The 14723-nt window shown below is 73.7% G+C and carries 14 protein-coding genes; 3 read left to right on the top strand and 11 right to left on the bottom strand.

What is annotated here, in order from left to right; genetic code table 11:
- Positions 1-14 precede the first annotated feature (14 nt).
- The 11 genes from ABIC30_RS16405 to ABIC30_RS16355 form a co-directional block, all read right to left on the bottom strand.
- The gene (locus ABIC30_RS16405; RefSeq protein WP_020094558.1) at positions 15-740 is read right to left on the bottom strand and encodes a hypothetical protein; all 726 of its coding nucleotides are present in this window, start codon (positions 738-740) and stop codon (positions 15-17) included.
- 33 nt (positions 741-773) lie between these two features.
- On the bottom strand, positions 774-1781 hold the full coding sequence (locus tag ABIC30_RS16400; RefSeq protein WP_354455748.1) for a hypothetical protein: 1008 nt from the start codon (positions 1779-1781) through the stop codon (positions 774-776).
- A 53-nt stretch (positions 1782-1834) separates the two neighbouring features.
- On the bottom strand, positions 1835-2803 hold the full coding sequence (locus ABIC30_RS16395) for a hypothetical protein (protein ID WP_020094556.1): 969 nt from the start codon (positions 2801-2803) through the stop codon (positions 1835-1837).
- 62 nt (positions 2804-2865) lie between these two features.
- On the bottom strand, positions 2866-3681 hold the full coding sequence (locus ABIC30_RS16390) for an OmpA family protein (protein WP_020094555.1): 816 nt from the start codon (positions 3679-3681) through the stop codon (positions 2866-2868).
- A 106-nt stretch (positions 3682-3787) separates the two neighbouring features.
- Positions 3788-4768, bottom strand: coding sequence for a trypsin-like serine peptidase (locus ABIC30_RS16385; protein ID WP_020094554.1), 981 nt, complete (start codon positions 4766-4768; stop codon positions 3788-3790).
- An 80-nt stretch (positions 4769-4848) separates the two neighbouring features.
- Entirely contained in the window at positions 4849-5979 is a 1131-nt protein-coding gene (locus ABIC30_RS16380; protein WP_026605160.1) for a hypothetical protein, read from the bottom strand.
- A gap of 58 nt (positions 5980-6037) precedes the next feature.
- On the bottom strand, positions 6038-6550 hold the full coding sequence (locus tag ABIC30_RS16375; protein WP_020094553.1) for a hypothetical protein: 513 nt from the start codon (positions 6548-6550) through the stop codon (positions 6038-6040).
- A complete protein-coding gene (locus ABIC30_RS16370; RefSeq protein ID WP_020094552.1) occupies positions 6547-7938 on the bottom strand; it encodes a hypothetical protein in 1392 nt (463 codons plus the stop codon). Before ABIC30_RS16370 ends, ABIC30_RS16375 begins: the two co-directional genes overlap by 4 nt.
- Before the next feature lie 161 nt (positions 7939-8099).
- Positions 8100-9434, bottom strand: a complete 1335-nt coding sequence (locus ABIC30_RS16365) for a hypothetical protein (RefSeq protein WP_354455744.1) — start codon at positions 9432-9434, stop codon at positions 8100-8102.
- Complete coding sequence (locus ABIC30_RS16360; RefSeq protein ID WP_354455742.1) at positions 9431-11524, bottom strand: caspase family protein; 2094 nt, start codon at positions 11522-11524, stop codon at positions 9431-9433. The genes ABIC30_RS16365 and ABIC30_RS16360 overlap by 4 nt, the downstream gene beginning before the upstream one ends.
- Before the next feature lie 279 nt (positions 11525-11803).
- Positions 11804-12061 carry a hypothetical protein gene (locus ABIC30_RS16355; RefSeq protein ID WP_020094549.1) on the bottom strand — a complete coding sequence of 86 codons (258 nt, stop codon included), beginning with the start codon at positions 12059-12061 and terminating at the stop codon, positions 11804-11806.
- Positions 12062-12828: 767 nt separating this feature from the next.
- On the opposite strand from ABIC30_RS16355, the gene ABIC30_RS16350 reads away from it, so the two are divergent.
- The 3 genes from ABIC30_RS16350 to ABIC30_RS16340 are packed head-to-tail and all read left to right on the top strand — an operon-like array spanning position 12829 to position 14699.
- Positions 12829-13881, top strand: a complete 1053-nt coding sequence (locus ABIC30_RS16350) for a hypothetical protein (protein WP_020094548.1) — start codon at positions 12829-12831, stop codon at positions 13879-13881.
- A gap of 50 nt (positions 13882-13931) precedes the next feature.
- Positions 13932-14336 carry a lysozyme inhibitor LprI family protein gene (locus ABIC30_RS16345; RefSeq protein ID WP_051123767.1) on the top strand — a complete coding sequence of 135 codons (405 nt, stop codon included), beginning with the start codon at positions 13932-13934 and terminating at the stop codon, positions 14334-14336.
- A 42-nt stretch (positions 14337-14378) separates the two neighbouring features.
- Positions 14379-14699 (top strand): YbjQ family protein, encoded by a 321-nt coding sequence (locus ABIC30_RS16340; RefSeq protein ID WP_020094546.1) that lies wholly within the window; start codon positions 14379-14381, stop codon positions 14697-14699.
- The last annotated feature ends 24 nt before the right edge of the window (positions 14700-14723 follow it).

Here is a 14723-nt window from a genome sequence, read left to right as displayed (position 1 = left end):
CCGCGCCGCGCCGCTCATGGCTGGCGGCGATAGAGGCCGCGGAAGGTGACGTTGACGCCTCCGCAGCCGAGGTTGTCGTCGACGACCAGCCAGGGGCCGACCCGCCGCAGCCAGACCTTGCAATCGGACGCGTCACCGGCCTCGACTGGCAGCGCCCCGTTCTCGCCGACGGCGAAGCTCGCCGCGGCGCCCTGCGGGGCGACCGTGCCGGCGAATTCGCCGATATGGACGCCGCCGCGGCGCGCCCGCTCCGGATCCCCGGCGCCCCAGGTGGCGTCGCCCCCGAAGGTGAGCAGCCCCGGCTTGTCGGCCTGGGTGATGCGGATGCGCGCCTCCGCACGGGTCCAGGTGCCGAGCCAGTCCGCAGGCGCGACGGCACCGGGCGGCTCGACGGCGACGGCCTCGCCCGGGAGCCAGCCTGTCCGGCCCATATCGTCGCCCGCGCCCCGATAGTGGGCGCAGACATAGGCGCCGCGTCGCTCGCCGAGGATGACGGGATCGGCGCTCACCAGGTAGGCGCGCTCGCGGCAGGCGGCGCTCGGGTCCGGGCAGCCGGCGCGGGCGAGCCCGTCCTTGACGAAGGCCGTGCGCCCCGGCGCGCTGATGCGCCCGAAGGTTGGGGGCGCGCCGGACGCGAGCGAGGGGGACCGCCGGCACTCGTTCTCCTCCGCGCGCGCCGGGCCAGCGAGCAGGGCGAGGGCGGAGACCAGGAGCAGCGGGGCGAGGAGCGGCGGGCGCATCGGGAAGGCTCTCGTTGTGGGTGCAGAGGTCGGTCAGCGCATCGCCACCGAGGCGGCGACACGGTCGGCCCTGTCCAGGGCGTCGGGGCGACCGGCATCGGCGAAGCCCAGCACCCGCAGGTAGCGCTGGCCGTCGAAGACCATCGTCTGCGTCACGCCGAGGGCACGGCCGCTCTTGGTGTCGGTCCCGGTGCCGCGCAGCCGCACGACGACCGCCTCGCCGCGACTGGACCGCGCCTCGTCCGTGACGTTCACGTCGGCGAAGTCCTTCTGCGCCGCGAACAGCCGGCGGGCGACCGCGACTTCCGCGCCCGCCGGGACCGGCGCCTGGCCGAGCGAGGGCGCGACGACGATCACCGGCTGCTCGCGCTCGGGATCGACGTCCTTGGGTCCCTCGGTGAGGAGGAGGCTGTTGCCCGCGAAGACCGCGGTCGGCCGGTAGCCCGCCATGTCGCCGACCGTGTAGGGCAGCGCCGCGACCTGATCGGTCAGGCTCGCCTTCGGGCGGAACGCGATCGTGCGGAGGGCGGCCTCGACGGAAGCGGCGGGCACCTGCCGGGCCGCCTTCTCGGGCACCTGCACGGTGACGAGCCCGGTCCCGGGGGCGCCGCGCACGATGGCGACCCATTTCGCGTAGGTCAGGCCGTTGGCCGGCTGGGTGCCGCGCAGGACGAAGCCCTCACCGCCCGCGACCGGCAGGGGCTCGGCCCCGCCCTTCACCCGGAAGCCCGTGGCGGCCAGCGCCTCGGGGGTGAACCGGCCATTGATCTGGTCCCAGGCCTCCGGCGGCATCTCCACCAGGATGATCGACGCGCCGGCCGGATGTTCGAAACCGGCGAAGCGCCGGCTCACGCTCATCCCGGCCGGCGGCGTCAGGCCGAGGGCGCCGGCGCCCGGAAAGACCGGGTCGGCCCGGGCATCGCGGGCCATACCCGCGATAGCCAGGGGCGCGAAGACCAGTCCGGCCAGGATGACGCGCCGCGCCGGGCGTGGCGGGACAAGATGGGAGAGGGCGCCGCGCAGGCGCTCGCGAACCGACATGGTCAACCTTCAGGGAACGGTGGGACGACGAGGCGGGGAAGGCGAAGGTTCGGCTACCGCGTCGCCACGCGGCTGATGACGAAGGTGTTGCCCGAGAACTGGACCTGACCCGGCGCGCTCATGTGCTCCAGCATCAGGCGGAGGTTCCGGCCGAGCCGGGCGGAATCCGAGCGGGTCTCGTACCAGTACTCGGTGCTGGCCCCGCTCGCGCGCACCGGACGGTGGTGCTCGTAGCAGCGGAAGGCCGCCATGTACTCCTCGGCCGCCTGGACCTCCTGGGCCGAGAAGCCGCTCAGACGGACGACGTAGGCGCTGGGCAAGCCCCCGCAGCCCTCGCCGCCGGGCGCCGCCGCCACGGCGCCGCCGACCGGAGCGGCGTCAGGGGGCGCAGCGCCGGCATCGGCACCGCGGCGGGGCGCTATGACGCCGTCGAGCTTCGCGGTGAGGGCGGCCGCGAGGTCGGCGGCCACCGTCTTCGCCTCGGCGCCGACCCGCTCGAGCAGGCACTCGCGGTCGCACCCCTGAGGCAGGGGCGGCAGCTGGAGCCCGGCCACCTCGAACGAGCCGAGCGACTGACCGGTGCGGACGTTGAGGAGGCGTCCGGGAATACGGATCTCAGGCCGCACGATATCCGAGTAGGCGGATTTCGACGCCGACGCGTAGATCTGGAACACCGCCACCACGTCGAGCGGCGGATTCTGGACCGCGCGGGCGACCTCGATCAGCTCGGCATCCCGCCGGCGCACCCGGTTGGCCTGGGTGAACCCCATCGCGACGGCGGTCTCGTCGTAGACGTTGTAGCCGCGCAGATTCATGGTCTCGGACAGCTCGTGGATCACGCGCTGGAAGATGCGGTTGCCGCGGGGCACCGCGTCCTCGTCGGCGTCCTCGCCCATCACGACGACGTTGGGCTTGGTCTGCGCCCGTGCCGGTGCCGCGTAGGCGGACCCGAGGGCCAGGACGGCGAGGCAGGCGGCGCGGAACGCGGTGGTGCGGAACGCGGTGGTACGGACGTGGGGCATCGGGATCCTCCAGGACATCGCGGGTCTCTCCGTCTTCGGACCGTCGGTGAGGCGAGTTGGCGTCATTCGGTGCAGGGACGCGGGGTCGGCGCCGCGCGGAAATCGTCGAGGTCGAGATCCGTCCGCAGGCGCGGGTCGGCCAAGTCGGTGCAAGTGCGATCCGCGACCGGCAGGACGAAGCGCAGGGCACCGCTGCGGGCCGGCGCGATCAGGCTGACCTCCACCCTGCGGTTCACCCGTGACAGGGGTGCGTCGGGATCCTTCGGCCGCGCGGGTCCCCAGCCGTGGACGCGCAGGCGCTCCGGCGCGATGCCGTAGGTCTCGACGAGATGCGCCTTCACGGCCCGGGCCCGGGCCAGGGAGAGGCGGCGGTTGTAGGCGCGGCCGCCGGCGGCGTCGGTGTGGCCGGCGATCAGGAATCCGTGGCCCGCGAGCGGCTCGGCGCGCAGGGCCTCGCCGAGCGGTTCGAGCTGGATGCGCGCTTCGGGGGTCAGGCGCGCGCTGTCGTAGGCGAAGAACACGGTGAGATCGATCGACCGGGCGGGAACGACGCGGACCGCCGGGCCGCCGTCGTCGGGGCTGACCGCCAGCGGCCGCGCGGGCGCTCCCGGATTGCCGTCGGCGAACGGCGCGAGCGACCGGATGATCGCGGTCGCCCCTGGGTTCGCGGCCCGCGCCTCCTCGGCCTCCGCCCGCTCCGCGGCCGGGTCCCGCGGCGGAGGCGCTTCGTCCGGCTGCGCTGCCCGGGCACCCGGCACCTCGGTGAGCGGGTTCGCCCGCGCGGGCGCGGCCAGCGCGAGGGCGAGGCCGACGGCGAGCAACAGTCCGGAGCGGCCGAGGCGCGCCCGCGCGGCGCGCGGCAGATCGTGGGTCCGCATCGCTTCCCCTTCCAGTGTCCCGGGCCTTGCTTCGGCCCCTCTCACCCCACCATGGGCGGCCCAGAGCGATTTTCGTCGCCCGGCCTCGCGATCTTCGCGACGGCGCTCAGCGTCCCCGCAGGATGGCGTTCATCCCGGCCGGGTCGAGGGGTCCGTCGGTCGCCGGCCTGGGTTGGGGTGCCGGGCCGGGCCCGACCGGCCCGGTCCCCGGATCCGCGGCGGCGACCGGGCGCCCCTGGGCCGCCGCGATCCGCGCCAGGGTCGGGCTCCGGCCCAGGATCGCCGAGAGGCGGGTCGCGCTGTTGAAGCTCGTCGGATCCTTCGGATCGAGGCCGCCCTCCTTGTGGAGCGCGATGCCGGCCACGGAGGCGTCGAACATGAGCGACCCGGACGAGCCGCCGAGCGTGTCGCAGCGGTGGCGCAGGTCAGGGCCTTCGGCCTGGTCCTTCATGGCGAAGCAGCGGAAGCGGCTCATCACCTTCGGACGTCCGAGGGGATGGTGGATGACCAGCATCGATCGGTTGGCCGTCACCGGCTCGCCCGAGAGCCGCGCGGCGCCGTAGGTCGCGGTCGGATTGCCCGCCACGCGGGCGAGGGCGAAGTCGAGGCGGGCGTCGACCTCGACGGGCTTCGGGTCGATCTCGAACCGGCGGGAGCCTTTCCCGTCGAGGGTCAGGTAATCCATCAGGATCGACGCCTTGACCGGGCGCAGGTCGCCCGATTGCGGCAGGCAATGGTGGTTGGTCAGCACGTAGTCGCCGGTCAGGAGCGTCCCCGTGCAGGAGGCACCGACCTGCTGCCCGGTGCGGCCGTTCTGGAGCACGATGTCGACGCGGCCGATCGGTCGGGCGAGGGCCGCGAGGCCGTCCTTCGGGTCGAGCTCGCTCACGGGCTCGAAGGCGCCCTTGTTCTGGTCGACATAGGCGGCCGCGTCGCCGGTCGTCTGGCGCAGGGGCAGCTGCGCCCGGCCGTAATCGGCGGGATCGAAGCCGACGCTCTGCGCCCGCGCGGCGTCGCCGCGGCCGAGCACGATCAGCGCGCAGGCCGTTCCCAGAAGGAGTGGGCCTCTCCGGCGCATCGCGATCATCCTCTCCCTCCTCTCGGTCCGCGAATCCGGCCCGCGCTCGCGGGGTCGGTCGACAGCATTCGCAACACGCCGGATTCTCATCAGCGCGCCAGGGTGTGGACCAGGCGGCCGGCAACCGCGCCGGTTCCGGCCTCCGGAACGGCCTGGACCGTGTAGACGAGGTTCTGCCGCGCGCCCTCGCGCAGGAAATAGCCGAGCGCGCCGTCCGCCAGCCGGACGGCCGGGAGGGCGGCGTCGCGCAGTTCCGGCCCGACCTGCACGCGCAGGCCCGGCTCCGCTCCGATGGCGAGCCCGCACAAGTCCGGCGTGAGGCGGCTCGCGGCCAGGTGATCGCCCGACTCCGCCGGTACCGGGCGCCGCTCGGGCGGGTCGGCTCCGAAGGCGACGCGGCGGCAGGAGGAGCCCGCCGGGGCGCGCAGCTCGGAGACGTGGATCGGCGACGCGATCCGGACTTCGACGCTGGGGGGAGGGCTGGCGGGACCGGGCGGCGCGTCGGGGCGCGGCTCACTGACGGGATCGGGCCGCGTGGCCCCGAGAGCGAGCACACCGGCGAGGCCGGCCGCCGCGACGGCGCCGGCCGGCAATGCGAGACGCCACCATCGCCGCGCCGGCGGCGTCTCGGCCCTCTCCGGAGGTCGCGGCGCGGTCAATGCGGCCAAGGCTGCGGGCACGCTGTGCGACGGCAGGATCCGTACGTTCCGGCCCATGCCGCGGAAGGCGGCCTCGGCTTGCGCGCGCTCCGGCCCGTCCGGCAGGAGGACCGCCAGCGCGGCGTCCGGAGCCTCGGCGATCGTCGCGGCCGAGCGCTCGATCTTGTCGAGCAGCGCGTAGTCGCCGGGCAGCACCGCGAGGTCGAGATCGACCGCGCCGGTCGCCCAGAGGATGAGGTCGGCCTCCTCCGGTGCCGCGGCGAGCGGGTGGCCGCCCTCGGCGAGGCCGTGCGCCAGGCAGACCGGAACCTCCCAGGAGCGTCCGGCATCGAAGGAGCCCGACAGCCGCAGCTCGTGGGGCTCCGGCGTCCGGCCCGTCCACCGGGCGAGCGGGCCGGCGGCCCCGCAGAGCCGGGCGTAATCGGCCGACCACGGCAGCGGGCGATAATCGCCGTCCGCGAAGGCGGCCGGGGCCGGAAGGCCGGGGCGCGGCCTGAGCCCGCGCAGCACCAGCGGTCCGCGGGTCGTGGGCACCACGACGAGGATGGCCGGACGCGTCATGCGCGGGCCGGTCTCCCGGACGGGCCGAGACCGGCCTGCCAGCTCGTCCGACGGCTCGTCAAAGCAGGAACACCGCGCAGGCCGGGTCGCGGAGCATCCGGCCCATGAGGGCCGCGTCCGGCACGGCCGGGTCGAGGGCGAGCACCGCCGCGCCTTCGATCGCCGGACCGAGGTCGAGCCGGACCGTCTCGTCGCCGAGCCACGCCTCGATCACCCGCGGCATCTGCCCCGACTCGCCGCGCAGGACGAGGAGCGGAGGCGCGCCGTCCGCGGCCTCGAGGATCTCCAGCGCGAAGGCGCCGACCCGGCGCCGGAGAATCGCGCCGTCCGAGGCGGCCGCGGCGAGCGGCGCGTGGGCGAGCGCCAGGGCGCCGAGCATCGTCCGGTAGCGCCGGGCCGTCGCGGGGTCGCCGCGGATCGCCCGCACCGTCGCGAGGTCGACCGGGCCGTCGGGCGCACGGGTCGCGTGGGCCCAGAGCCCCGCGTGGTCCGGCCGGGCGGTCGTCGCCGCATCGCGCACGAGGGCGCGGGCCGCGTGGATCTCGGCGAGGAGCCGTGCCGCGTCGCTCACGCCGCGGCCTCCCCGGCATAGGCCGCCGCGAACGCGACCGCGAAGACGTCCCGATCCGCCGGGAACAGCGCGTCCAGTGGCCGGTGCCGGGCGAGTCCGTCGAGCGACCGCTCCAGGTCGGCCGCCGCCTCGGCGAGGCGCAGCAGCGCCGGTTCGGCGGCCGCGAACCCGGCCGTGAGCCCCTCCCGATCGTCGAATCCGGCGCGGCGGACGCGGCGCAGGTCGGCCTCGGCGGCCTCCAGCGCGCCCCGCACCGCCTCGGGCAGCGCGTCGCGATCGGCGATCCGGAGGGCCGCCGCGATGCGCAGCATCCGGTCGAGATGGGCCGCGAGCAGTCCCGCGCGCGTCCGGAGTTCGGCGTAGCTCTCGGCCTCCAGGCAGGTCGCCCGCTCGGCGATGGCGGCGCCGCCGCCGCCGCGGCGCAGGCGGTTGGCGATGCCCGACTGGACCCGGCCGAAGCTCACGGCGCGGAGCGTCGTCAGCGGGCGGGTCCGGTGGTAGGGCTCGAGGCGCAGGAAGTCGGCCAGGTCCTCGCGCTCGGCGCCGGTGAGGATCTTCGGGCCCTCCGGCCAGTCCGCCAGGACGGTCGCCAGCGCCGCGGCGGGTTCGGCGGCCGCGAGATCGCCCAGGGCCGCGTCCAGCCGCTCCTCCCAGCCCGCGTGGGCGTCGAGGGCGGCGGGGGCCGCGAGGGCGTCGAGGCCTTCGAGGAGGCGGCCGGCCGCCTCGAAGGTCACGAAATGCTCCGCGACGATGCGGAAGCCCGGTCGCTCGCCCGTCGCCATCTCGGCGCGCCAGAAATCGAGGATGTCGTCGTCCGCGACCGACCGGCGGCCGCCCAGGAAGGTCAGGAGCGCCCGGAAGCGCCGCTCCAGCGGCGCCAGCGGCAGATGGGCGTTCCGGTAGGCGGCGAGATGCCGGGCCAGCCGCTTGGCCAGGATCGCCGCGCTTTCCGCGTCGGGCGCGGCGGCGAGTTCGTCGAGCCAGCCCGCGACGGTCGCGAACTGGGCCAGGTCCTCCGCGGTGAGCACGAACTCGGCCAGCGCGAGCAGCCGGGCGAGCCCGGCCCAGCCGGTGGACCAGGCGGTGCCGAGCACGGGGCCGCGGTCGTCGACGGCCGGGCCGCCGCCGAAGCGCGCCGAGAGGGCGGCCGGTCGCGCGAGGCCCGGGTCCAGGGCGAGGGTGATGAGATCGCGCCCGTCGCGGGCCCCGGCCGCCTCGGCCAGCGCGGCGAGGGCGTGGGCGAGGTCCCACAGGGGCTTGTCGCGGTTCGGGCGCACGGCACCCGTGACCACGCGGGCGAGCCAGGCACGGTCGGCGCGGGAGAGATCGCGGCCGTCGCCGACGTTGGCGAGGTCGGCCGCGCAGCGCTCATCGTATCCGCCCGTCATGCGCCTCCCGGTCGCGGGCTGCCACGCAACCCCTTGTGATCGTTCGATTCGCCTTATGGTTACCTCGCGACCGGCCATCCGTCGACCTCCGGCGGCCATCCGGGCGCCACCCGTCTGCTCTGGGCGGCCCAGACGCGCTTCTGATCCCGTCGCGCTCCGGCTCAGCGCACCACGACGCGCGCGGCGGCCTCCGTGACCCCGGGCGTGGCCCGGATCCGGTCGAGCAGGTCCAGCACGTCCGGGGGCTGCAGGAGACGCGCCTCGCCGTCGGCGCCCGGCGCCGCCGCCAGCCACCGCGCGGCGAGCTCCGGCGGCAGGCCGCCCGGCACGCCGAAGCAGGCGAACAGGTTCTCGAAGGGCTCCCCCGCGACGATCTCGTCGAGGCCGTAGCCCCGCGGATAGCGCCGCGAGTCTCCCGGCTTGAGGGCCAGCTGCGAGGCCGGGTTGTCGCGCACCGGCAGGGCGACGAAGGCGGTCTCGTCGGCCGCGACCACCCAGCAGTACAGGTTCTGCGCGACGCGGGACTCGATGCGCATCTCCAGGCGCTGACCGGCCGCGAACGGGGTGGCGGCGGCCGCCACCGAGAGGCGGCCGGCATCCGTGCGCGCGGTGGCGGCGAGGTGATCCAGGAACGGCCGCGGGACGGGATCGCAGCCGAGCCCCTCCGTCGCGATCCGGCGTCGCCCCGTCGGGGCCAGGACGGCGCCGTCGCGCTGGAACTCGACCTCCATCCAGGATTGCCGGTCGTGGTCCGTGCGGAAGCGGCCGCGCGCGGTGACGGTGCCGGCGCAGGCGGTGCCGGGCGGCCGGCGGCGCACGTCGAGGCGCGCGCCGCGGAGCACCCGGTTGGCCGAGCGGGCCTCCGCGTCGAGGGCGATGACGAGGCGGTCCGTGAGGGCGCCGGCACAGGTGGAATGGCCGCCCTCCGCCACGAACGGGCAGACCTCGACGGCGCCGGCATTCGGTGCGGCCTGCGCGAACGCCTTCACCGCACCGTCCATGACCGCGTCGACGTCGGCGACGCCGGCGCCGACATGGATCGGCACGACCAGAGGGTCGCTCGTCGCCTTGCAGGCGGCGCTCTGCGTCACGGCCTGGAGCCGGAGGGAGGCGGTCTCGCCGGCCTGGCTGGGCTCGACCAGGAACACGGCCGCGTCCCCCGCGAAGGCGGACCGGATCTGCGCCTCGGCCTCCGCACCCGAGAGGCCCGTCGTGCCCTCGCGCAGGGCCTTGATCCGCACGACGTCGGCCGCCGCCGCCAGCCTGACCCGGCCGGTCGCCTGGAGCCGCGCCTCGACGGCGAGGCGCACTTCCTCGGACTGCTCGCGCGACAGGGCCGTCTGGCCGGGCTCGACGCCGACGACCGCGAGCGTCAGGTCCGGCCGGCCGGCACAGGCCGCCACCGCGTCGAGGAACGGTGCCAGCGTCTGCGTCGCGGGGTCGGCGCGCGCCGCCGCCGGGGCGAGCAGCAGCGCGGCGAGGAGAAGGCGCCTCATTCGGTCTCGTTCGCCCGGGCGTACTGATCGAGGGCGCGGACGAAGACCGGATTGAACCGCCCGTCCAGGGCACCGGTGTAGTAATCCGCGTCCTTGATGGCGCGCTGCACCGAGCGGATCGTCTCGGGCTTGAGCTTCTGGGCGGCGGTGTCGGTCGCCGAGACGGAGGCGGCGCCGAGTTCCCCGTGCTTCAGCGCGCGCAGGACCAAGTCGGCCGAGCGCACGCCGGGGAAATACCGCCCGAAGCCGTTGTCGATCAGCGTCGCCATCGTGGCCATGGCCACCGGGTCGCCCCGGTCCGCCGCTTGCCGGAAGAGGTCGAAGCCCTGGCGCAGGTCCTTCGGGAAGCCGTAGGCGCCCGTCGCGTAGTGCGGCACGAGCTTGCTGATCGACGCGACGTCGCCCCCGGCCACGGCGCGGCGATACAGGGCGACCGCCTGCGCCTCGTCCTTCGGGATGCCGTTGCCGTACTCCAGCATCCGGGCGGCGTTGGCCAGCGCCACCACGTTCCCGCCTTCGCCCGCCTGCCGGTAGAGGCGGAACGCCTCGGCCTGCTGGCGCTTCACGCCCTGGCCGTTCTCGTAGAGGGCGGCGAGGTTGTTCAGCGCCGAGATGCTCCCGGCCTTGGCGGCGCGGTCGTAGGCGGCGAAGGCCTCCTTGTAGCGGTCGGCCCGGTCGTAGGCGCGGCCGAGCTGGTAGGAGAGCCGGCGCAGGTCCGGATAGGCGGCCGCGGCCCCGCGGCAGGCGTCGATCGCGGCGGCGGGCTCGATCCGGCCGAGCTTCACGCCCGCGACCCCGCTCGGACGGTCGGGATCGTCCGTGCCGGCGGCGAGCTCGTCGCAGCGCTTGACGCGCGGATCGGCGCTCGGGTCCTTGCCGCCGAGATAGCCCTCGGCGAGGCTGCGATAGGCGCAGACCTCGCCGCAGGAATCGAGATAGGCCTGATATTGCCGCTGGGTCCCGAACTTGGCCCAGTTCTGCTGGTCGATCGCCGCCGCGTCCCGGCGCCGCCCGGCCAGGAGCCTGTCCATGGCCTGAGGCCGGTACAGGCAGGTCTCGCCGCAGGCGCCGATATAGGCCTCGAAGCCCTCCCGGGTGCCGAGCGCTTCGGCCCGCCGCCAGGCCGCCTCGTCCCGGATAGCCTCGACCCCCTTCGCGACGGCCGCCACCGGCAGGGAAGCCTTGAGGACGATCGGGGCCTCGTCGATCTCGGGTACCTGCTCGCGGCCCGACGCGCGGCGGGCCGCGTCCTCCACCTCGCGGCGGAGGTAGCGCTTCAGCTCCGTCCACTGCACGAGCCCGTCGCCGTCGCCCTGATGGTCGCGCGCGTCGGCGAGGCCCGACACACCCATCAGGAACCGGCTGGTCAGCAGGCCGAGCTTGTTCGCCTCGTCCCAGTTGGCCGGTGTCGCGCCCGATGTCGCCACCAGCCGGACGATGCCGCCCTCCGTCTTCGGCCGGGCGGGCGCGAAGCCGGGCGCGGACACAGCCAGCAGGCTCTCGCCCTTGCGGCCGGTCTCGCCGGTGAAGCAGGCATCGACCATCACGACGAGCTGGTGGTCGGCGCCGATCTTGCGCTTCACGAGCTCGAGGTTGCGGTACAGGGTCTCCAGCGCGTACCCGCTCTCGCCCTGGTTCGGGTTGCCGTCCTCGGGCAGCAGGAACGGCTGCTTGGTGGCGAGATCCGGGACGCCGTGGCCGGAATAGTACACGAAGACGTTCGAGCGGCCCTCGCGCACGCTGCGCCAGAGGCGGCCGGATTGCGGATTCCGCTCGGTGCCGAAGACCTGGTTGAACTCGTTGAGGGTCGCGTCCTTCAGGAGGAAGACGTTGCTCTCGCGGTAGCCCAGGCGCTCGATCAGGTAGGCGCGGATCGCCTCGGCATCGTTGTGCGCGTAGTCGACAGGCACGGTCTGCTTGTAGCTGCGGTTCCCGATCACCACCGCCACGGCATCGGCATTGTCGGCGAAGGCTGCCGGATCCGGGGCGGCCCTGGCCGGCGCGAGCGGGGCGAGGCAGGTCATCCCGATCACGATGAGCGCGGTGCGGGCGGCCCGCCGCAGCGCGGATACCGGGTTGGCTCTCGGCAAGCGCGTCCTCCTGTCCGGGTCGCGGCCCGGTTTCATCGTCCTCGGAGCGGGGCGCACCCGGTCGGCACGCGCGACAGGGTTATCCGCTGGAGGATCGGGAAACAATCTCACGGTGTGAGCGCGGCCGGTCGAGGCGGGCTCCGCGACGATGCGGATGACATCGGGGGCACAGGTGCCGGCGCGGGGAGCGGGCATCTCAGCCCCAGCCGAGATACGCGACGATCAGGCTGAGGGCGGCGAGGTGGAGCGGCGAGAGGGCGGTCAGCATGGTCTCGCTCCTCACGGCAGGTAGAGACCGCGGCCGCAGCGGCGGGCGCGCCGCGCCTCGAAGTAGCCGGTGTAGCGATTGTAGACCTCGACCGTGCGGTAGACGCAGTAACGGCCGGAGTTGCGGCCGTTGTAGTAGACGCCGCCGTTGTCGAGATCGACGCCGAGGAACTCCTGGTTCCCGTGCTGCGGCGCGGCTTCCTGGGCGAGGGCGGGACCCGCGGCGCAGAGTAGGCTGGCGGCGAGGACGAGGATCTTGGTCTTGGTCATCTCGGGTCTCCCTGGTCGGGCGGTGGATCGTCCGCCTCGACAGGGGCATGGGTCGGCCAGACGCGGTTTCGTGCGGCCGGCGCGGTGTGACGCGAAAAATTTCTTCCGACAGGCGCGGCCGAGATGGCGTCGGTCGTCCGGTAACCGCCCGACGGCGGCGGTGCCCGTCGCCATCGACGGCAGGGTCACCCCGATCAGCCTTGACCCACAGGACCGTCGGCGCGCTCCGATCGAGAGCGACGCGGGCACTGCGTTCTGTCCAGAACACGCGACGCGACGGCGTCGAATGCTCATCATCCGCCGCAAGCCATCCCGGCTTACTGAACCGGTAACACTATTTCTCACGATTGGTTGACCCGGGATCGGAGAGGGGTCAATACAGCGTCCACTGATCGTTGAGGGTCTATGCGATGGACGGCGAATACTGTTAAACGCTTCTATTCATTTGAGAGATATTCATGAAATCTCTCGTGGTGGCATTGGCTGCGCGCGTGGCGGACCGGATCGTGCTCCCGACCGCCTGAGGGTGGACAGGCTCTCGCCGCCGACCGCCCGGATCCGGTCCGCCACGCCTGCGCAACCGTGCGCGGACTGCAGAGCTGTTCTCGACGCCGGTGCGGATCGCGCGCGGTGTCGACTCGGAAACGACATCTCCCGGGGCCGACATGTGCCAGGTGTTTCAGCATCCTCCGCGCTCAGCTTGCCTGACCGTCCGTCCTGGGGACCCTCACACCCGATCGGTCTCGGCTCTCCTCGGCGTCGGGATCGTGAGCGCGGCCTTGCTCGGCCCGGCGATTCCGGCGCGGGCCGACGATGGGCCGAGCTACGGCGATGACCGACGCGGCATCTTCCTGCCCTTCCTCAACGCGCCGCGGCCCGGCGACGCCATCACGAAGTCCCCGCGCCTCGGCCTGTCGTTCGGCGGCGAGCCTCGTCCGGTGCTCGTTGATACCGGTTCGACCGGCATCGTGGTCTCAGCCGCTCGGATTCCCGACAACGAGAGCCTGCCGAGCGAGCCCGGACGGCTGACCTACTCGAGTTCCGGCCGGATCATGGTCGGACGCTGGGTGCGCGTCCCGGTTTCCATCGTCGGCCGCGATGGAGCGAGCGTGGTCACGCAGCCCATCCGGGTCCTCGCCGTCGACCGGATCGACTGCACCGCGCGCGCCCGCAGCTGCACGCCCGAGGCGGCGCCGGCCCACGTGGCGATGATGGGGATCGGTTTCGGCCGCGAGGACGACAGCCAGACGCAGAGCACGCCGGACACCAATCCGCTCCTCAACGCGGAGCCGCCGGGACCCGGTTCGGTGCGCCGCGGCTACGTGCTGACCCGACGCGGCGTGCATGTCGGCCTGACGCGCGCCAACACGCGCGGCCGCTACCGCTTCGTGAAGCTCGACCCGCACCCGCACGTGCCGGGCGACTGGCTCGGCGTTCCCGTCTGCATCACCGTCGACGGCCGTGAGCCCGCCGCCTGCGGCCGGGGGCTCCTCGATACCGGTGTCACCGGCATGTTCCTGACGCTGCCGCCGTCCCAGGTCGCCGACAGCCTCCGGGCCGATGCGGGCGATCACGCCATGCTCCGCCCGGGAACGCGTCTAGGCTTCCAGTTCGGCGACGCGGCCGGCTACGCGATCGATGTCGGCGACCGAGCCGCGCCGCTCGCTCCCGAACGCATCGTCCTCAACACGGTGCGCCCGCAGCCTTTCGTCAACACGGGGCTGCATGTCCTGAACGGCTTCGACGTCCTCTACGACGCCGACCGCGGCTATTACGGCTTCCGGGCCCGCGACGCACAGTCGGCGTCCGACGACCCGTGATCTGCGCATCGGCCGCCGTGTCGTCCGCCCTCTCCCGCACCGAGTCCGCCATGCTGCGCAACGCAATTCTCACTGCCGTGATCCTCGTCCCGACCGCCGGATACGCGGCGGAGGTCGATTGCGGCGCCTCCGCGAACCAGATGGACGCCAACGTCTGCACGGCCCAGGAATTCGACCGGGCCGATGCGGAGCTGAACCGCCGCTACGCGACCCTGCGCAGCAAGCTCGACGAGAACGGCCGACGCAATCTGGTCGCCGCCGAGCGCGCCTGGATCGCCTTCCGCGATTCCGAGTGCAACCTGCGGACCGGCTTCAACACGCTGACGCCCGACGACAACGGAAGCATCGCCCCGATGCTCCTGGGCGCGTGCAAGATCACGCTGACGCGCCAGCGGATCCAGGACCTGGCAGCCCAGATCAAGTGTCCGGGCGGCGACCTGTCGTGCTCGCCCTGACTGCCTCCCGTCTTTCCCAACCACCCGGCCGAGTGAGCTGCCATGATCATCGTCACGACCGAAAACATTCCGAATTACCACGTGCGCGAGGTCCGCGGCCCCTGCTTCGGCGCCGTGGTGCACAGCCGCGGTGCGGTGGGCAATTTCACCGCCGGACTGCGCAGCATCATGGGCGGCGAGATCAGCGAGTACAGCCAGCTGATCGAGCAGGCGCGGTCGCAGGCGATCGACCGCATGGCGCAGAACGCGGCGCAACTCGGCGCCAACGCCGTCGTCATGATGCGTTTCGATACCGCGGACACCGACCAGTCGATGATGGGCGTCGTCGCCTACGGCACCGCCGTGGTCGTCGAGGCACGCTGAGGTCGCGGCCCGGGCCGCGTTCCG

Source organism: Methylobacterium sp. 1030 (assembly GCF_040544715.1).
Taxonomy (GTDB): Bacteria; Pseudomonadota; Alphaproteobacteria; order Rhizobiales; family Beijerinckiaceae; genus Methylobacterium.
Note: the sequence above shows the minus strand (reverse complement) of the source record. Positions and strands in the feature narration are given on the sequence as shown.